This window comes from Pseudoneobacillus rhizolycopersici, assembly GCF_054786815.1.
This window is the reverse complement of record NZ_JBTOOE010000002.1, coordinates 233,911-250,611: the sequence shown is the minus strand read 5'-3', so window position 1 is coordinate 250,611 and position 16,701 is coordinate 233,911. Positions and strand designations below refer to the sequence as shown.

General features: G+C 40.2%; 22 protein-coding genes. 8 read left to right on the top strand and 14 right to left on the bottom strand.

Features of this window, described 5'->3' with window-relative positions; genetic code table 11:
• Nucleotides 1-81: 81 nt before the first annotated feature.
• Genes ACX9YW_RS03875 through ACX9YW_RS03865 form a run of 3 tightly spaced genes read right to left on the bottom strand, consistent with a single transcriptional unit; the run spans nucleotide 82 to nucleotide 2,651 of the window.
• Entirely contained in the window at nucleotides 82-735 is a 654-nt protein-coding gene (locus ACX9YW_RS03875; protein ID WP_460342016.1) for a CoA transferase subunit B, read from the bottom strand.
• Nucleotides 736-760: 25 nt separating this feature from the next.
• Entirely contained in the window at nucleotides 761-1,450 is a 690-nt protein-coding gene (locus tag ACX9YW_RS03870; RefSeq protein ID WP_460342013.1) for a CoA transferase subunit A, read from the bottom strand.
• Nucleotides 1,451-1,469: 19 nt separating this feature from the next.
• The gene (locus ACX9YW_RS03865; RefSeq protein WP_460342010.1) at nucleotides 1,470-2,651 is read right to left on the bottom strand and encodes an acetyl-CoA C-acetyltransferase; all 1,182 of its coding nucleotides are present in this window, start codon (nucleotides 2,649-2,651) and stop codon (nucleotides 1,470-1,472) included.
• A 150-nt stretch (nucleotides 2,652-2,801) separates the two neighbouring features.
• On the opposite strand from ACX9YW_RS03865, the gene ACX9YW_RS03860 reads away from it, so the two are divergent.
• The 3 genes from ACX9YW_RS03860 (at nucleotide 2,802) to ACX9YW_RS03850 (ending at nucleotide 4,921) form a co-directional block, all read left to right on the top strand.
• The gene (locus tag ACX9YW_RS03860) at nucleotides 2,802-3,704 is read left to right on the top strand and encodes a hydroxymethylglutaryl-CoA lyase (RefSeq protein WP_460342007.1); all 903 of its coding nucleotides are present in this window, start codon (nucleotides 2,802-2,804) and stop codon (nucleotides 3,702-3,704) included.
• A 56-nt stretch (nucleotides 3,705-3,760) separates the two neighbouring features.
• Nucleotides 3,761-3,892 (top strand): hypothetical protein, encoded by a 132-nt coding sequence (locus ACX9YW_RS03855; RefSeq protein WP_460342004.1) that lies wholly within the window; start codon nucleotides 3,761-3,763, stop codon nucleotides 3,890-3,892.
• A gap of 93 nt (nucleotides 3,893-3,985) precedes the next feature.
• Entirely contained in the window at nucleotides 3,986-4,921 is a 936-nt protein-coding gene (locus ACX9YW_RS03850) for an alpha/beta hydrolase (RefSeq protein ID WP_460342001.1), read from the top strand.
• 32 nt (nucleotides 4,922-4,953) lie between these two features.
• Here the strand turns inward: ACX9YW_RS03850 and ACX9YW_RS03845 are convergent, their stop codons facing one another.
• The 4 genes from ACX9YW_RS03845 to ACX9YW_RS03830 all read right to left on the bottom strand — a co-directional run bounded on the left by ACX9YW_RS03845 (nucleotide 4,954) and on the right by ACX9YW_RS03830 (nucleotide 7,877).
• Nucleotides 4,954-5,520: a 5' nucleotidase, NT5C type gene (locus ACX9YW_RS03845; RefSeq protein ID WP_460341999.1), complete on the bottom strand. Its 567-nt coding sequence runs from the start codon at nucleotides 5,518-5,520 to the stop codon at nucleotides 4,954-4,956.
• Between the two features lie 14 nt (nucleotides 5,521-5,534).
• Nucleotides 5,535-6,647, bottom strand: coding sequence for a bifunctional diaminohydroxyphosphoribosylaminopyrimidine deaminase/5-amino-6-(5-phosphoribosylamino)uracil reductase RibD (gene ribD, locus ACX9YW_RS03840; protein ID WP_460341996.1), 1,113 nt, complete (start codon nucleotides 6,645-6,647; stop codon nucleotides 5,535-5,537).
• Nucleotides 6,648-6,661: 14 nt separating this feature from the next.
• Nucleotides 6,662-7,402 carry a GTP cyclohydrolase II gene (locus tag ACX9YW_RS03835; RefSeq protein WP_460341993.1) on the bottom strand — a complete coding sequence of 247 codons (741 nt, stop codon included), beginning with the start codon at nucleotides 7,400-7,402 and terminating at the stop codon, nucleotides 6,662-6,664.
• 151 nt (nucleotides 7,403-7,553) lie between these two features.
• On the bottom strand, nucleotides 7,554-7,877 hold the full coding sequence (locus ACX9YW_RS03830) for an iron-sulfur cluster biosynthesis family protein (protein ID WP_460341990.1): 324 nt from the start codon (nucleotides 7,875-7,877) through the stop codon (nucleotides 7,554-7,556).
• Between the two features lie 144 nt (nucleotides 7,878-8,021).
• Here ACX9YW_RS03830 and ACX9YW_RS03825 point away from each other — a divergent pair, with 144 nt between their 5' ends.
• Nucleotides 8,022-8,228 carry a CDGSH iron-sulfur domain-containing protein gene (locus ACX9YW_RS03825; protein WP_460341987.1) on the top strand — a complete coding sequence of 69 codons (207 nt, stop codon included), beginning with the start codon at nucleotides 8,022-8,024 and terminating at the stop codon, nucleotides 8,226-8,228.
• Nucleotides 8,229-8,328: 100 nt separating this feature from the next.
• On the opposite strand, the gene ACX9YW_RS03820 is transcribed toward ACX9YW_RS03825, so the two are convergent.
• Both ACX9YW_RS03820 and ACX9YW_RS03815 read right to left on the bottom strand, forming a co-directional pair.
• Entirely contained in the window at nucleotides 8,329-8,661 is a 333-nt protein-coding gene (locus ACX9YW_RS03820) for a YolD-like family protein (RefSeq protein ID WP_460341984.1), read from the bottom strand.
• Between the two features lie 14 nt (nucleotides 8,662-8,675).
• The gene (locus tag ACX9YW_RS03815; protein ID WP_460341981.1) at nucleotides 8,676-9,935 is read right to left on the bottom strand and encodes a Y-family DNA polymerase; all 1,260 of its coding nucleotides are present in this window, start codon (nucleotides 9,933-9,935) and stop codon (nucleotides 8,676-8,678) included.
• 173 nt (nucleotides 9,936-10,108) lie between these two features.
• On the opposite strand from ACX9YW_RS03815, the gene ACX9YW_RS03810 reads away from it, so the two are divergent.
• The 3 genes from ACX9YW_RS03810 (at nucleotide 10,109) to brfA (ending at nucleotide 11,347) form a co-directional block, all read left to right on the top strand.
• On the top strand, nucleotides 10,109-10,300 hold the full coding sequence (locus ACX9YW_RS03810; RefSeq protein ID WP_460341979.1) for a YqzH family protein: 192 nt from the start codon (nucleotides 10,109-10,111) through the stop codon (nucleotides 10,298-10,300).
• A gap of 16 nt (nucleotides 10,301-10,316) precedes the next feature.
• Nucleotides 10,317-10,988, top strand: coding sequence for a DNA alkylation repair protein (locus tag ACX9YW_RS03805; protein WP_460341976.1), 672 nt, complete (start codon nucleotides 10,317-10,319; stop codon nucleotides 10,986-10,988).
• 89 nt (nucleotides 10,989-11,077) lie between these two features.
• Nucleotides 11,078-11,347 (top strand): ribosome rescue factor BrfA, encoded by a 270-nt coding sequence (gene brfA, locus ACX9YW_RS03800; protein ID WP_460341973.1) that lies wholly within the window; start codon nucleotides 11,078-11,080, stop codon nucleotides 11,345-11,347.
• Here brfA and ACX9YW_RS03795 read toward each other — a convergent pair.
• From ACX9YW_RS03795 to ACX9YW_RS03785, 3 genes are all read right to left on the bottom strand, one after another.
• The gene (locus ACX9YW_RS03795; RefSeq protein WP_460341970.1) at nucleotides 11,269-11,991 is read right to left on the bottom strand and encodes a toast rack family protein; all 723 of its coding nucleotides are present in this window, start codon (nucleotides 11,989-11,991) and stop codon (nucleotides 11,269-11,271) included. The two genes, brfA and ACX9YW_RS03795, sit on opposite strands and share 79 nt — an antisense overlap.
• A 125-nt stretch (nucleotides 11,992-12,116) precedes the next feature.
• A complete protein-coding gene (locus ACX9YW_RS03790; protein ID WP_460341967.1) occupies nucleotides 12,117-12,908 on the bottom strand; it encodes an SDR family NAD(P)-dependent oxidoreductase in 792 nt (263 codons plus the stop codon).
• A gap of 10 nt (nucleotides 12,909-12,918) precedes the next feature.
• Nucleotides 12,919-13,881 carry an MBL fold metallo-hydrolase gene (locus ACX9YW_RS03785; protein ID WP_460341964.1) on the bottom strand — a complete coding sequence of 321 codons (963 nt, stop codon included), beginning with the start codon at nucleotides 13,879-13,881 and terminating at the stop codon, nucleotides 12,919-12,921.
• 208 nt (nucleotides 13,882-14,089) lie between these two features.
• Between ACX9YW_RS03785 and namA the strand changes: the two genes are divergently transcribed.
• A complete protein-coding gene (gene namA / locus ACX9YW_RS03780; protein ID WP_460342347.1) occupies nucleotides 14,090-15,109 on the top strand; it encodes an NADPH dehydrogenase NamA in 1,020 nt (339 codons plus the stop codon).
• A 42-nt stretch (nucleotides 15,110-15,151) separates the two neighbouring features.
• On the opposite strand, the gene ACX9YW_RS03775 is transcribed toward namA, so the two are convergent.
• Both ACX9YW_RS03775 and rnz read right to left on the bottom strand, forming a co-directional pair.
• A complete protein-coding gene (locus ACX9YW_RS03775; RefSeq protein ID WP_460341962.1) occupies nucleotides 15,152-15,700 on the bottom strand; it encodes a histidine phosphatase family protein in 549 nt (182 codons plus the stop codon).
• A 12-nt stretch (nucleotides 15,701-15,712) separates the two neighbouring features.
• Entirely contained in the window at nucleotides 15,713-16,627 is a 915-nt protein-coding gene (gene rnz, locus ACX9YW_RS03770; protein ID WP_460342344.1) for a ribonuclease Z, read from the bottom strand.
• Nucleotides 16,628-16,701 lie beyond the last annotated feature (74 nt).

Below are 16,701 nucleotides of genomic sequence, written 5' to 3'. Positions count from 1 at the left end.
GGGCGGCTTTTCCAAAAGTGATAAAGTTTCATTTGTTTGAATTGAAAAGAAGCAGGGAATATTCCCCCTGCCTCTTCCAGCCTAATAAGCTTCTAATTTCACATTCTCATCAAAGATTAATGCAGCTTCCGTTGAACTAACTACGTCTTCTACAGTGAATCCTCTTGCAACTTCAACTAGCTTTAGACCGTTTTCAGTAACATCCATTACCGCTCTTTCAGTAATGATGCGATTAACCACCCCTTTACCAGTAAGTGGCAAGCTGCATTGTTTTAATATTTTCGATTCTCCAGACTTGTTGACATGGTCCATTATGACGATGATTTTGCGCGCACCATGAACGAGGTCCATTGCGCCACCCATTCCTTTGATCATCTTTCCTGGAATCATCCAGTTGGCGAGGTCTCCATTTTCGGAAACTTCCATTCCGCCTAGGATAGCGATATTCACATGTCCCCCGCGAATCATTGCAAAAGATTCAGCACTGTCAAAATAGGCTGAACCAGGGATTGCTGTGACGGTTTCTTTACCGGCATTAATTAGATCAGCATCAACTTCCTCTTCACTTGGGTATGGCCCGATGCCAAGAAGTCCATTTTCTGATTGAAGTACAACTTGTTTATTCTCTGAAATAAAGTTGGCTACTAACGTTGGCATACCAATTCCCAGATTAACGTAGAAGCCATTTTCAATTTCTTGCTCTGCTCTTCTGGCAATTTTTTCACGATTATTCATTCGTCTCTCTCCTTCCAAATCAAGATTATTTACGAACCGTTAATCGCTCAATTCGTTTTTCTTGTTTTCCTTGGATAATCGTTTGGACATATATGCTTGGAGTATGAATTTGATTTGGATCTAATTCACCGATTTCCAATAACTCTTCCACTTCAGCAATCGTCACCTTACCTGCGGCGGCAATCATCGGATTGAAGTTGCGTGCTGTTTTTCGATAAACTAGATTCCCCATTTTATCGCCTTTCCAAGCACGTACTAGACTAAAGTCAGCAGTTAAAGCTTCCTCAAGCAAATACTCTTTACCATTAAATAAGCGTGTTTCTTTGCCCTCCGCAATCGGGGTCCCAACTCCAGCTGGCGTATAAAATGCAGGAATTCCAGCACCACCTGCACGAATTTTTTCCGCTAATGATCCTTGCGGAAGCAACTCTACCTCTAATTCACCAGAAAGCACCTGTCTCTCAAATTCTTTATTTTCACCAACGTAAGATCCAATCATTTTCTTGATTTGATTGTTTTGTAAAAGTAAACCGAGTCCCCAGTCATCGATTCCACAGTTATTCGAAATGACGGTTAAGTCTTTTACACCTTTTTCAACAAGTGCTAAAATTAGGTTTTCCGGGATTCCACAAAGTCCGAATCCACCTACCATTAAGGTAGCCCCATCATGAATGTCCGCCACTGCTTCACTAAACGTTTGGCCAATTTTCTTCACAACCGTTCCCTCCTATCAATTAGGCTAATTCAACCACTGTGGCAACGCCTTGTCCGCCGCCGATACAAAGTGTCGCTAGACCTTTTTTAGCATTGCGCTTTCTCATCTCGTGGATTAAGGTTACTAGAATTCTTGCACCACTTGCCCCGATTGGATGTCCGAGAGCAATCGCGCCACCATTTACATTTAATCTATCTTTGTTAAATTGAAGCTCACGTCCTACCGCTAAGGATTGCGCAGCAAATGCCTCATTCGCTTCAATTAATTCGATTTCCTCAAGACTTGTTTTTGCTTTTTCAAGCACTTTCTTTACTGCATTGACAGGACCGATTCCCATCATACTTGGATCAACACCAGCGCTCGCATTCGCTTTAATCGTTACTAATGGCGTTAAGCCCAATTCATCCGCCTTCGCCTTACTCATTACAATAACTGCCGCTGCACCGTCATTAATTCCAGATGCATTTCCTGCTGTCACACTACCATCTTTTTTAAAGGCAGGGCGTAAACCAGCAAGCTTTTCAGCCGTCGTTCCTGCTTTTGGATATTCATCCTGGGCAAAGACGATTGGCTCTCCCTTACGCTGAGGAATGACAACAGGCATAATCTCATCGACAAACTTACCCTCTACAATGGCTTTCGCTGCTTTTTCTTGGCTCCATGCTGAAAATTGGTCCTGTTCCTCTCGGGTCAATTCGTATTTGTCGCAAAGATTTTCTGCAGTGATTCCCATGTGATAGTTGTTAAATGCACAGGTTAAGCCATCAGCAACCATTGTATCAATCAGCTTTTGATCACCCATTTTAAAACCTTCGCGAGCATTTTTTAATATATACGGGGCCTGGCTCATGTTTTCCATTCCACCCGCAACAACAATATCAGCATCCCCAGCTAAAATGGCTTGTGTCGCCAGATGTACTGCTTTTAATCCTGAACCACACACTTTATTGATGGTCATTGAGGAAACACTTTCGGGGATTCCAGCTTTAATTGCTGCTTGTCTAGCAGGGTTTTGCCCCAAACCTGCCTGCAATACATTCCCCATAATGACTTCATCCACTTGGTCAGGCTTGACACCTGCTCTTTCTAATGCGCCTTTAATCACAACTGCACCTAATTCAGGAGCAGAGACATTCTTTAAACTTCCACTAAAACTTCCAATCGCTGTTCGGACAGCGCTTACAATTACTACCTCAGTCATTCGTTTCTCTTCCTTTCCTTACGATGGTTACCCCTAAATAGTTCGAGCAAAATAGCAAAATTCCTTTTATTTTGACAAAATTTCATAAATTCTTGATTTTCGAAAATTATAAACACTACAATAACTATATGTATATGGGAGGGAAAAAAAATGACGACGTTGAACTTGCCTAACAAAGTAACGATTATTGAGGTTGGTCCGAGAGATGGCTTACAAAATGAGAAAACGTTTATTCCAACGGAGGTTAAAAAACAGTTTATAAACGCTCTAAAGCTGGCTGGATTAAAAGAAATGGAGCTTACCTCATTTGTTTCACCCAAATGGGTTCCGCAAATGAGCGACGCCGGGGAAATTGTCGCTGAATGCCTTGATACAGCTACACGAAATATCGTTTTGGCACCAAACCAACGAGGTATTGATCGGGTCTTGGAAACCGATTGTAAAGCTGTGGCCGTTTTTGTTGGAGTAAGCAATACCTTTAATAAAAAGAATATTAATAAGTCAACAGCAGAAAGCTTAGAAGAACTCAAGCCAATTATCAAAAATTTAAAACAACAGCCATTTTTTGTGCGCGCATGTATTTCGACATCTTTTTATTGTCCATATGAAGGGAAAATACTCGAAGAAGATGTACTCCAATTATGTTCTGAATTTGTCGCAGCAGGTGCTGATGAATTAAGTGTGGCCGATACGATCGGCATGGCAACCCCGGATGAATCTTACTCTCTATTTAAAAAGCTTAAAGACGCATTTCCCAAAGTAATGTTAACTGCACACTTTCATGACACTAGGAAATTGGCACTAGCAAATATTTTTGCCGCCTTACAGGCAGGGGTTGACCGATTTGATACATCGACCGGTGGTTTAGGCGGATGCCCTTTTGCACCTGGGGCGACCGGTAATGTGGCAACTGAAGATGTCGTATATATGCTACAGCGAATGGGGATTGAAACTGGAATTGATTTGGAGAAATTAATTGGGGCGATTGATGTCGTGGTACCACATCTTTCACGAAAAATAGATAGCACTTATTACCGTTTAAATCATGCATAACCTATGACTATCTTATCCATCTTAATAATGAACATGATGGAAGGGAGTCGATTTTAATGAGTCAAAAACGCGAAAAAGGTTATAGTCAAAAAGGAAGACCAAATGCCGAAACAGGTAAACGATTAATATCAGCAGAAGAATTAGAAATAGCCCTTCATCCGACCAAAAGACAGAACTCAGAACAGTAATTTTTCTTTTACTTAAGCCGCAATTTTGCGGCTTTTTGCCATTTTTAGTGGTAAAATATTGATATAATATTTCCTTTTATAAGGAGGGGTCTTATGCGAAAATTTTTCGCTCCCTTAATTTCACTTGTTGCTATATTTTCTGCCATTGCAGGCTTGGGTGTCTATTTTTCGAATCGACTGATGTATATCAAAAAGAAAAATGATGAGGTAATTCTAGAACAGGAATTATCTGCCGGTCGTTTCAACTCCCTAGATTTTGAACGTTTGCCAAAACGAGAGGTCTTAATATCGTCTCCATTTGGTTATCTTTTAAAAGCGGTTTTAGCTGTACCGCATCGGACCAACCGTTATATTATCATTTGCCACGGTGTTACTGTAAATAAGACCAATTCGATTAAATATATGAATCTGTTTTTGAAGCGTGGATTTAACGTCTTAATTTATGATCATCGCCGGCATGGGGAATCAGGTGGCAATACGACAAGTTATGGTCATTATGAAAAATTCGATTTAAAAGCAGTCGTCGACTGGCTACGCGCTGAGATTGGTCCGACGCTTGAACTTGGTATTCACGGTGAATCAATGGGAGCTGCCACTATGCTCTTATATGCAGGAATGGTTGAGGATGGAGCAAATTTTTACATTGCCGATTGTCCGTATTCCAATTTTAAAGAACAGTTAGCTTATCGGTTAAAAGCCGAGATGAAGTTACCGCCAAAGATTTTCCTACCGCTTGGAGATTTGTTTTTAAAAATACGTGACAACTATTCAATTGATGAAGTATCGCCGATTGCTGTTATTGAGAACATTAAAAATCCAGTCTTATTTATTCATAGCAAAAAGGATGACTACATTCTGCCATCGATGACAGTGGACTTGTTTGAAAAAAAAACGGGGCCAAAAAAGCTTTTCCTAGCAAAAAACGGTGTTCATGCTCAATCCCTTAATGAAAATAAAGAGGGATACGAGCAAGCCATAGATGAATTTTTGAAAGAATTTGTATTCAATGAAGATGAGGCATATATCTGATAAAAAAACCATGAGTGCGATTTACATCGCTCTCATGGTTTTTTCAAAATATCCTCTAATTCCAACCAACTACTCAACCGCTCTACATCCATATGTTTATTGTAAGAATTGTCGATTGCTATTACTTTTAAAGGCAATTCCATTAATGTCTCTAGTACTGCTGGTTTGTCATCAAAGTAGTAATCTAATTCAAGGTCCTTGATAATTTGGATTTTCTCCTCGTCCTTCATCCCATAATAAAATTTATCTTCGTCAACAGGGAATCCATTTGCTATCATCCATTCCTTTGTTCTTTCCCCGTATTGTTTATCCCGAGCAGTAATATAGTAAATTTCATGCCCTTCGTTAACCAAACGATTCAATACCTCTATAGCATGTGGGAATGGAGGACACTCAGAAAAATAGATTTCTTCAGCCAGACTTCTCCAAAGTTTGCCCCCCTCTTCCGCATTCAGCCCAAAGGGTTCATGTATTTCAAGTGTCTTCAATTCAATAAATTGATCCATACCGACTTGTTTGTTCAATTTAGAATTATAAATATGAAAGGCATGCTGTCTTAGTTGAATAAGTGTGTCATCAATATCAAATCCAAGTCTCAAACTAAACCCTCCATTTATGATTGACCTGCAACTTTTGGATAGGCAGTGATAAGAATATCATCGCCATAGTTTTCAATCGAATGAATGGAAACATCCAACGCTTGATCCATTGTATCAATGTCCTCCCCAGCAAAAGGAGTGAGTGAATCTCGACCACCTAAAACCTTAGGTGCCATATAGATAAAAAATTTATTAATAAGGCCAGCTCGAAGGAATGATCCATTCACTTCACTTCCACCTTCCACTAATATATCCGTTATCCCTTTTTCATATAATGTATTCATTAAGACTGATAAATCTAGACCTACTTTGGAAACAGGGACATAGATAAACTCAACGCCCTTCTTTTCTAATGTCTTAATCTTTTCAGAAACATCGACATTACCTGCAGCAGTTACGATCCAGGTTTTCGCTTCCGAACAATCTACTATTTTGGCATTTTCGTCCATTCGAAGAGCTGTATCCAATACAATTCTTATTGGATTCTTGCCTCCCGTTTCTAATCGAGTCGTTAACATCGGATTATCCGCCAATACCGTCCCAATTCCGACTAAAATAGCATCGACTTCATTTCGTAAGCGGTGAACATTGTAGCGTGATTCTTCCCCTGTAATCCATTTTGAATGACCGTTGTTGGTGGCGATTTTACCATCTAAAGTCATGGCAACTTTAGAGATGACAAAGGGCGTTCTCGTTAGCATGTTATGAATGAACCGTTCATTTAAAAGCCTTGCCTCTTTTTCTAATATACCTACTTCGACTTCTATCCCTGCCTCACGGATTATGCCAATTCCTCGTCCGGCAACCTGGGGATTTGGATCCTGGGTCGCTACAACCACCCGACTAACCCCTGATTCTTTAACTAGGTTGGCGCACGGCGGCGTTTTTCCGTAATGAGAACATGGTTCTAAGGTAACATATAAGGTTGCACCCTTGGCATGTTCCCCTGCCATGCGAAATGCATGAACCTCTGCATGTGGTTCACCGGCCCTTCGGTGTAGACCAGAGCCGACAATCAAGCCGTCTTTAACAAGAATTGCACCCACGACTGGATTCGGATTCGTTTTTCCCTTTGCCGTTGCGGCTAAGTCAAGAGCCATTTTCATAAAATGTTGGTCCATATTCATCCATTTAGTCTCCCTTATACTGACATTCGTTGATTGATTGGAATATGCCCTGATTTTTCAACCTTTGTGGCTAAGTAATGCTTGTTATAAACCGAAACATCCCCCCATAACGAGATGTGATCTTCAGCTGTCAAACCATGTTTTCTTAATGCTTCCAGTTTTTTAGGATTATTTGTTATTAAGGTTACAGGCTTTTGGCGAATCTGCTTTAATACCCGAATCGCTTCCTCGTAAGAACGCATATCATCCTCAAAACCTAATGCATGATTGGCTTCAACTGTGTCATAGCCCTCCTGTTGAAGCAAGTATGCCAACGACTTGGAAAATAAACCGATTCCTCGACCCTCATGATCAGCGAGATAAAAAATGGCCCCACAGCCATGTTCTGCGACCATTTTCATGGATTGACGTAATTGATAGCCGCAATCACAGCGTTTGCTACCAAAAATATCGCCAGTGTGACAAATGCTGTGCATACGTATAAAGGCATTATCATCTTGCTCAAAATCACCATATACTAATACAGAGGACTGTTGCATGGCTGCTAAATTGGCATGATTTAAACCATCAAGTACTTCGTCAATTGATAACGTACCATTTAGTTCTAACCATGAATACCATTGGAATATGAACGTTTCGTCAAACAATTGTACCGGTAGTTGAACCGGCCCTACTAGACAAAGGTCATTTTTATTATCTTGCTTTATGATTGTCAATTTATCTTTTAATATATTTTTCACATCATTTGCTATCATATTTTCACCTATTCTTTATGAAATTATATTACTTACTTTATGTAAGTTAGTATATGTTTGTAATCATGTTATGTCAAGTAAATACTGTAAATATAATGGAATCTTAGCTTGATAAAAAATCCCCTAGATAGCCAAGGGGGGGCTTTTTTGTTTAGATTGTTTTATCAACAAAGCTCATATGGCCGTTTAAAATTTGATTGGGGCTTTTTAATTGAAAACAATAGGAGTCTTTCGAAAAATCAAGTTTCATTTTTTCGTCATAAAAAATTGTTTTTGATTTTTCAATATATATCGTTAATCCGTCTGTTTTTACTACTTCGTCGCCCTCCTCAAGCTTGTCCACAAACCAGAGTACCGGAACCCCGCTTACTGCACAGCAACCCTCATTATCATATTTTAATTTTATATATCCTTGTTTATCGGCGATTTTTTCCTTTAATTTTTGTGTTGCTTCTTCAGTTATTTGTATTTCCATATTTATCCTCCCTACCTCTCGTCCATGATTATTTTAACACATCTATAGTGTTTACTAGATATTAGGTGCTTTTAATTGCTTTTTTTATATTTCTCTTTTAACATCTAAGGAGAATTATGACATTTTTGTGAAGGAGTGGTTAATTTGACGAAGGTTCAAATTAAAGTGAATGACAATGGTTCTTTACGTATATCAGGAGATGTCGAATTGCTTGATGGAGAGGGAAATGTAATCGAAACCAAGCCTGCATTTTCATTATGCCGCTGTGGGCTTTCAAAAAACAAGCCATTTTGCGACGGTTCCCATAAAGGAAACTTCGAATCTGTAGTGAGAGCCACGAAGGCTGAATAATGGTGAAAAGAGTCCCTTACTCTCGGGACTCTTTATTTGTTACTATACTCCTCTTTGTTCGCGAGAAACTTAAAACGGTTGTCATCCCCTAGAAATTGCTCTACTCCTTCCACTGAACATCCGCAATGTCCTCAACCGAAACCCGATGAATTTCTTCAAAGTGGTCGATGATATGAAGCTTGTGTGTGAGTTCATTCCAATAATGGATGTGACCGATAACAAGCTCATACTTTCGATTTCGGTAGTATGTTATCATTAATGGCTTGTGCTCCCCTATAGCACTGGCTAACAAGCTGTTCATTTCCTCCAACTTTTGTTCATCGATTTCCTTTTCCTGCTCGAACGTATCTTCGTGAGCCCAATCACGGAGTAACTTGACGTGTTCCGGCAGCATCATTGATGTCCACTTTATTCGCCCGCGGTCGCGTATCATGCACTTTCCCCCCTTTACATTTTATGTCCGCCAACGAGCTTCGATCGATGTTTCGCTGTTCCAGCAGCAGTATAGGATACAGCCCGCAGCAATGAACCCGAGCCGTAGCGCCGGCGAATCGAATCAACAACATAACCGAGCTCACGCCGTTTATCTGCTTTAAAATCGAACAGAGTTAATTGAAGCTGATCATCCTCAACCAAATTACCGATAGCCATCGAAATTTGCCGGACGGTTTTCCCGGTGTAATGTTCGTAAAAAAGCTCAAGGCAAACGCGATAAATGTCCATTGTCACATTGGTTGGCTGCTCAATCGTTCGTGAACGGTAAAAGCCTCCGCCAAACTCATCCTGACTATAGCCGACCCCAAAGCTAATCGTCCGCCCCGCTTTGCGATGGGTTCTTGCTCGGCGCGCCACCTCTTCACACATCTCTAAAATCACATGCTTAATCTCCTCTTCCTCCTTATAATCACGAAGCAGAATTTGACTTTTACCAAAGCTAATCTGCCCAGCCATAATCGGAGCGCCTATTTCAGATAAATCAATTCCCCAAGCATGGTGATAAAGTTGATTTCCCATAATGCCAAATTTCTTTTCTAATTTTTCCAAATCATAGCGCGCAAGCTGACCAACATTAAAAATCCCCATTCCATTTAACGTTTTTTCAACACGACGACCAATCCCCCACATTTCTCGTAATGGCGAGACCGGCCAAAGTTTTTTCGGAACATCGGTATACGTCCATTGGGCAATACCTTTCTTTTTTGCTTCTAAATCCAAACAGAGCTTTGACATCAGCATGTTCGGACCAATGCCAATCGCACATGGCAGCTGAAATTCCCGTTGGATATCGCTTCTCATTTTTCGCGCAATGGTTGTTGCATCCCCCCACATTTCGGTAGCACCATCGACCTTAATGAAGCTTTCATCAACACTGTACGTATGAATTGCTTCCTTCGGGACATATCGATGAAATAATCGAGTGATTTCAGTAGAAATGCGCAAGTAAGTCGCCATTTTTGGCTCAAGTAGCTGAATCCGTGGGTCCTTTGGGATTTCAAACATACGCGAACCCGTTTTAATTCCAAATTCCTGTTTCATCCGCGGCGAAGCGGCCAGAACAATACTTCCCTGGCGCTCCTTATCCCCGACCACTGCGATATAAGATTCTAATGGGTCTAACCCTTCGATAACCGCGGCACAGCTAGCGTAAAAGCTTTTCATATCGATACATAGAATTTGTTGATGTGGCATCTCGTTGTAATCAATCATTTTTGCTCTTCGCCTCTTTTATAGAACATTAGTTCTATTAGTGTACCCTTATTCTAAGCGAATATACGTTCGTGTTCAATAGGGATTTTAGTCGATTCATAGGGATTTGTTCGACTTTTTCAAGTGGAAATCGACTAAAAACGCGATATAATCAGGGAGACGAGGTGCAAAAAATGGATAAAAATTTCATTAAAAAAATGATTCAAAATAGCTTTAAGCAATATCACCGAGATTTAGAATCGAACCCGCTACATGAAGACGAGTATGAAGAACTCTATCAGCAAATTTTAACTTTGAGAAAAGAAACCAATGCCGATTTACATGATATTGTGAATGATGTAATTTATGAATTTTTGACAAATTGATTAAAAGAGGAGGACGATGATGAATATATATGCAAAAGAGCTACGAGAGCTTCTGTTAGAACATCAAAACGAACAGGATGCGCGTCAGATGGAAAAATATATGCGCAATCAATTCCAGTTTATCGGATTAAAAGCACCGGTAATGAGAGACTTATTCAAGAAATATACTGCTGAAAAAGGACTGCCGAAGCACGAGGACCTGCCTGAAGTCATTCAAGAATTATGGGAATATCCAGAGCGCGAATTACAGATGGCGGCGCTTAGCATCTTGACTAAAATGAGAAAGCAATTTACAGTGGCGGACATTGAATTATTAGAAAAAATCATTCGAGAAAAATCTTGGTGGGACACGGTGGACCATATAGCTAAGCATCTAGTCGGCAGTTATTTTCAAATGTATCCCGAGATGAAACGGACGACATTAGAAAAATGGTTAGCTAGTGAACATCTCTGGCTCGTCAGAAGCTGCATCCTTTTTCAGTTAGGATATAAAGACGGAACAGATGCCGAACTGCTTGCGGAGATGATTGAACGCTCCAAGGATATCAAGGATTTCTTTATTGAAAAAGCGATAGGCTGGGCGTTGCGGGAATATGCGAAGACGAATCCTGAGTTTGTAAAGAAATATGTAGAATCCCATACGCTACCGAAACTAAGCGCGCGCGAAGCAATGAAACATTTGAAATAAGATGAATAATGACTTTTACTGGACACTTTGGCTATTCATAATCCTAAATTGTAGTATATACTGATATAAAACGATTAGGAGTGAATAGTATGGCTAAATCAAAGGCAAAAAAGCTGCGCGAGAAATTAGTTCGTGAAGGCAGAAGAAACCCAGAGGACATGAGAAGTCCCTTTGCTTTTACCGATATGAGAACGCGGAAAACAAAAACGAAAAAGGATTATTTATACAAAAAGAACCATTCGACCCCACTAAGAGGTGATGGTTCTTTTTATTTATCAGGTTATTTTTCTAAAACAAAATTGGCTTTCCCAATACCAAGCTCAGTAGTGACATCAATGGTAACATCAGAAGAATCATAAGCTTCATTGACATAAATGCCATTTCCTTTAGAGATAAAGCCTTTAAAGTCAGCTGTACCAATTCCCTTTGTTGATTTAATTCTCACTCCGATATCTGAAGGGAGAATAATCGTCGATTCCCCGACACCCATTTCCAAATTAACATCAAAACTTTCATCCCAATCACCACTCAAATCAACGGTAATATCACCCACACCAGCATTAACGTTAAGATTTTTAAGCTGAAGTCCCGATAGATCTAGGTTCGTATCAGCCGCACCCGCATTTACTTCTAAATCAATTGGCACATCATCAGTTAGCTCAAGATCCCAAACATTTTTCAGATTGCCAAATTTAATGCCATTAAAATTCTTTTTCGATTGCTCAATCGTAACTTTACCCGTGCTACCTGATTTTTTATATTTTACTTTTGGTTCAAGGTCCTTAACACTATAAATAATTTCTCCCTCTACCCAATCTTTGGCTCCTTCTGAAACATTGAGCTCACCGGCACCTACATTCAAAGTAATGTCTAATTGTTCTGCTTTGTCTTTTTTAATATGAATCTTTGAATCATTTTCTTTACTGAGGGCAATAGAGCTACAGCCCGCCATCCACATTAAGTTTGCTGAAATTAATAAACCCACAACTATTTTCTTGTTCATTTCGTTTTCCTCCCGTTATCTTTAACTTACTTTCATTGTAAGGAAATAACGGGATTACCTAAAACGGCTTTGGAATGAATTTCCACTAAGACCTACGACCTAGAAATAGGTCAGCTCTTTATCAGTTACTTTTGGTTAAAAGCTTTGCGGCCTAATCTTTCAAATGTTCTTGGGAAGAGAGTATAAAACACACTTCCGAAATTCATCCAGCGCGGTAAATTTATCTCCCGCGTCTTCGTTAGCATCGCGTTGACCACTTTTTCAGCGACATACTCAGGCTGCAGCATAAATCTTTGAACATTTTTAACATAAGTGCCCTTTTCATCAGCTATGTTAAAAAAATTCGTTGCAATCGGACCTGGATTTACCGTGGTAACAAATACCTGATGCTCCGATAACTCCATCCGAAGGCTATTCGAATACCCTAAAACCGCATGCTTGGTAGCAGAATATACACTCGATTTAGGTGTGGCGATTTTCCCAGCCTGGGAAGCAATATTAATAATATGACCAAAGCGGCGCTCGCGCATTTTTGGAAGTATCATACTTGTACACGCCATTAAACCGACAACATTCACCTCAAACATCGATTTCATCTCCTGGACACTTGCCACATGGGCCTCTCGAAACACGCCGAATCCTGCGTTGTTAACCAAAATATCAATTGTCGGCATTTCTTTCAAAATAGTCTGAAAGACACGTTGGATTTCATCGGTATTGGACACATCGAGTCGATGCACGTGAACATTAATGGAGTATTTAGCCTCTAGATTCATCTTAAGTTGGTTCAACTTCTCCACACTACGTGCGAGAAGGATTAGGTTCGCTCCTCTTTTGGCACAAAGTTTGGCGATTTCTGCGCCAATTCCACCGGATGCACCGGTGATCACGATATTTTTACCTTGTATTGACGGCAATTCCTTCACCTCAAATCATTCTGTAGCGAATCGTGTTATTATCCTTTATCTTATTAATTTCCCCTATAGAAATTAAATAATCTACTTGACCAACCGTTTCTGAAATCGTTAGAGAAAACTCCTTTTGATAGACGGTTGGGAATAAGCGTTGGCAAATTTCAAATACAGTAAGCGGTTCCTTTTGTAGAAATTCTTTAACTGACATCGCCCGCTCGTGTTGACGCTTCAATCTTTTGTCTACTAAATCTGGAAGGTCATAGACTTCTTCCCCGTGACCGGTATAGATTGTTTTAATTGGATAGTTAAGAAGTTTAATCAGAGACTCATTGTATTGGAGTAAAGGTTTTGGTCTATCCATTTGCCCGTTGATTGGCGGTTCTAGCAATGGATTAGGTGAAATATGGGCTAGGACATGATCCCCACCAATTAATACACCATCCTTTTCTCTAAACAGGACGATATGACTTTGAGCATGGCCGGGGGTGTCGATGATTTGCCATTCCTCAAGACCTGGGATGATGTCTCCTTCTTTTATTTCATTTGAAAGAGATCGATTACAAGAATATCGCAACGACCTTGTTAACTGGCCAATTAAAGGGAAATACTCATCCGGGATACCCAACTCAACGAACAAGTGCTGATAAAATTCATTATGTATCCTAAAAAACTCCTCTGTTCTTTGCACCCAGCGTTCACATTTAGGATGGCCGTAAACAGGTAGAGTTTCAGGGAGATAATCCAGCAATCCGACATGATCAGGATGATGATGGGTTAGGACAACTTGATCAATATCATTTGAGGTCAAACCTAAATCGTTAAGTTGCTGATGAAAGGCATGCCATGCCTCCTCCGTCTTAACCCCGCAATCGACTAGCGTTAATATATTCGTTTGAATCAAATATGCATTTACATCACCAACCTTAAAAGGAGTTGGCAACACTAATTTAGCAATTCCATTTATCCACACAGTCATATCAATAGCACCTCAAATTATTTTCAAATAGAAGGAAAGTTGGAAGAACACTAATAAAATACGAAAACCTACAACTAAGTTTACCTACTTTTTCAGCCAATGTCATTATTTTCACATAACTCTATTCTTGTTTTTAGCTTTAGTTTTTGCTTTCGAATATAATATAGGTGGATGTTTAGTAGATTGACAGAAGGGAGATTTTTGGATGATAGAAACAAAGTTATTTTCACCTTATACGGTTAAAAATTTGACTTTAAAAAATCGGATTGTAATGGCGCCGATGTGCATGTATTCCTGCCATAACGAAGATGGCAAGGCCACAAATTGGCATTATACCCATTATGTGAGTCGTGCTGTTGGACAAGTTGGCTTAATTATTCTAGAGGCCACAGCGATAACTGCCCAAGGAAGAATATCTCCTCAGGATTTAGGCATTTGGAGCGATGAACATATTGAAGGATTGTCAAAATTGGTTCAACTAATGAAGGAACACGGAGCAGCTACAGGAATTCAAATTGCTCATGCTGGTCGTAAGGCAGTTATTGAAGGAGACATTATCGCCCCATCAGCCATTCCATTTAATGACAAAATGAAAACACCGCTGGAAATGAGCAAAAAAGATATTGAAGAAACGATTACTGCATTCAAAGCAGGAGCAGAACGTGCAAAAAAGGCTGGATTTGATGTCATTGAAATCCACGGGGCTCACGGGTATTTAATAAACGAATTTCTTTCCCCTCTGACAAATAAACGTAATGATGAATATGGTGGCTCAGCTGAAAACCGCTACCGTTTCCTTCGTGAAGTTATTCAAGCAGTAAAAACGGTTTGGGAAGGTCCTTTATTTGTCCGTGTTTCCGCCAATGACTACCATGGAGAGGGATTAACACCAGAAGATTATGTTGCCTATAGTCACTGGATGAGGGAACAAGGTATCGATTTAATTGATGTTAGCTCCGGTGCGGTTGTACCAGCAGCCATTCATGCTTATCCCGGCTATCAAGTAAGGTATGCAGAAAAAATCAAACATGAGTCAGGTATCCCGACAGGTGCAGTTGGTTTAATTACAACCGGCATACAAGCTGAGGAAATTTTACAAAATGAGCGTGCTGATTTAATTTTTATTGCTAGAGAGTTATTGCGTGATCCGTATTGGCCGCGAACAGCAGCAAAAGAACTTGGAGCAAAAATCAACGCGCCAAAACAGTATGAGCGTGGGTGGATTTAACCCATATTTAGACTCCAATCCATCGGATTGGAGTCTTTCCGCTTACACTGGCTCATCCCAAATCCGTCTCAAAACGGGACGTTCATCACTCACGACAAGTTCAAATACATCCGGATTGCTCATTTCCAATAAATCATCAAAGCCGAAGCTTTCGTTAAAATAACGGATCAAAAGGGTTGTTAAATTGCCGTGGCTCACCAGGATAATATGATTCTCAGGCAATGCCAACATTTCCTCGATGATCGAAACCGCACGACTCATCCCCTCAGAATGCGACTCGCCACCCTCGAACACTAAATCAAAATCATCAAAGCTTGCCTTCAATTTTTCCTGCCAATCGTCAAACATCAAACTGCTCAAAACCCGTTCTCCTAAACGGTCATCAATTTGAATCTTCAACCCTTTCACATCTGCCAGTGGTTGAATGGTATCCACTGCCCGCTTAAACGGACTGGAATATATTTTTTCAACGGGCCGATTTTCAAAAAAGTCCACAAGTTTCCCCGCCTGTTCCACCCCTTTTTCCGTTAAAGCAGCCTCCATTTCCTGCCCCTGAGCCTTGGCATGTCGCACAAAATAAATCGTCTTCACCAAAATCCCCCTTTAAATTGAAAATTCCTGAAAATCATCTACCACTATAGATGCCCTAAAAATCTCCTGTGCTTCTCTTTCTAAAACAAGCGCAGCATCGCGGTCATATCGTGAACTAATATGTGTTAGGTAGAGCCGTCCAACGTTAGCAGCAGAAGCAATCTCAGCCGCTTGGGCAGTTGTAGAATGAAAATAGTCATAAGCCAATTGACCTTCATCTTTAGCGAACGTCGCCTCATGAACAAGAGCATCTGCATCTTTGGCCAAAATATAGGCATTACCACATTTACGTGTATCCCCTAAAATCGTAACAACCTTTCCTTGTAGGGGAGGTCCCATAAATTCTCTTGCAGCCATAACATCTCCATTTTCTAACACAACAGGTTCGCCATTTTTTATCTTTCGATAGACTGGCCCTGGCTTTATCCCCAGTTCCTGCAGTTTCTCAACCAATAGTGTTCCAGGCTTATCTTTTTCAACTATACGGTATCCATAGGAAGGTACCCCATGTTCTAGCAAACGGGCCTCAACCAAAAACTGCTCATCTTCAAAAATAATACCTTCGTCAACCTCAACTACTTGAAGTATGTACTTCAAATACGTTTGACTTACTTCTAAACTTACACGAATATATTCTCCTAATCCTTTTGGTCCATAAATCGTTAGCTCGGAATCGCCTCCCAAAAAAGAACGGCTAGATAACAAACCTGGCAGACCGTAAATATGATCTCCGTGTAAATGAGTGATAAAAATTTTTTCAAGTCGGCGTGGTTTAATCGATGTATGTAAAATTTGATGCTGTGTGGCTTCTCCGCAATCAAATAGCCAAACTGATCCTCTTTCATCTAATAACTTAAGAGCAATCGAGGTGACATTCCGTTGTTTCGCGGGCATTCCAGCACCTGTGCCTAAAAAGCTCAGCTTCAAGTCAACCATCTCCTTCATCCAAACTGTTCTATCTTCCAATATAGCATATTTCCAATACTACCAATAATATGGAT

Coding starts and splice junctions, on each gene's coding strand:
- ACX9YW_RS03875 (WP_460342016.1), bottom strand. CDS start 735: ATGAATAATCGTGAAAAAATTGCCAGAAGAGCAGAGCAAGAAATTGAA.
- ACX9YW_RS03865 (WP_460342010.1), bottom strand. CDS start 2,651: ATGACTGAGGTAGTAATTGTAAGCGCTGTCCGAACAGCGATTGGAAGT.
- ACX9YW_RS03860 (WP_460342007.1), top strand. CDS start 2,802: ATGACGACGTTGAACTTGCCTAACAAAGTAACGATTATTGAGGTTGGT.
- ACX9YW_RS03855 (WP_460342004.1), top strand. CDS start 3,761: ATGAGTCAAAAACGCGAAAAAGGTTATAGTCAAAAAGGAAGACCAAAT.
- ACX9YW_RS03850 (WP_460342001.1), top strand. CDS start 3,986: ATGCGAAAATTTTTCGCTCCCTTAATTTCACTTGTTGCTATATTTTCT.
- ribD (WP_460341996.1), bottom strand. CDS start 6,647: ATGAATATGGACCAACATTTTATGAAAATGGCTCTTGACTTAGCCGCA.
- ACX9YW_RS03835 (WP_460341993.1), bottom strand. CDS start 7,402: ATGATAGCAAATGATGTGAAAAATATATTAAAAGATAAATTGACAATC.
- ACX9YW_RS03830 (WP_460341990.1), bottom strand. CDS start 7,877: ATGGAAATACAAATAACTGAAGAAGCAACACAAAAATTAAAGGAAAAA.
- ACX9YW_RS03820 (WP_460341984.1), bottom strand. CDS start 8,661: ATGATACGCGACCGCGGGCGAATAAAGTGGACATCAATGATGCTGCCG.
- ACX9YW_RS03815 (WP_460341981.1), bottom strand. CDS start 9,935: ATGATTGATTACAACGAGATGCCACATCAACAAATTCTATGTATCGAT.
- ACX9YW_RS03810 (WP_460341979.1), top strand. CDS start 10,109: ATGGATAAAAATTTCATTAAAAAAATGATTCAAAATAGCTTTAAGCAA.
- ACX9YW_RS03805 (WP_460341976.1), top strand. CDS start 10,317: ATGATGAATATATATGCAAAAGAGCTACGAGAGCTTCTGTTAGAACAT.
- brfA (WP_460341973.1), top strand. CDS start 11,078: ATGGCTAAATCAAAGGCAAAAAAGCTGCGCGAGAAATTAGTTCGTGAA.
- ACX9YW_RS03795 (WP_460341970.1), bottom strand. CDS start 11,991: ATGAACAAGAAAATAGTTGTGGGTTTATTAATTTCAGCAAACTTAATG.
- ACX9YW_RS03785 (WP_460341964.1), bottom strand. CDS start 13,881: ATGACTGTGTGGATAAATGGAATTGCTAAATTAGTGTTGCCAACTCCT.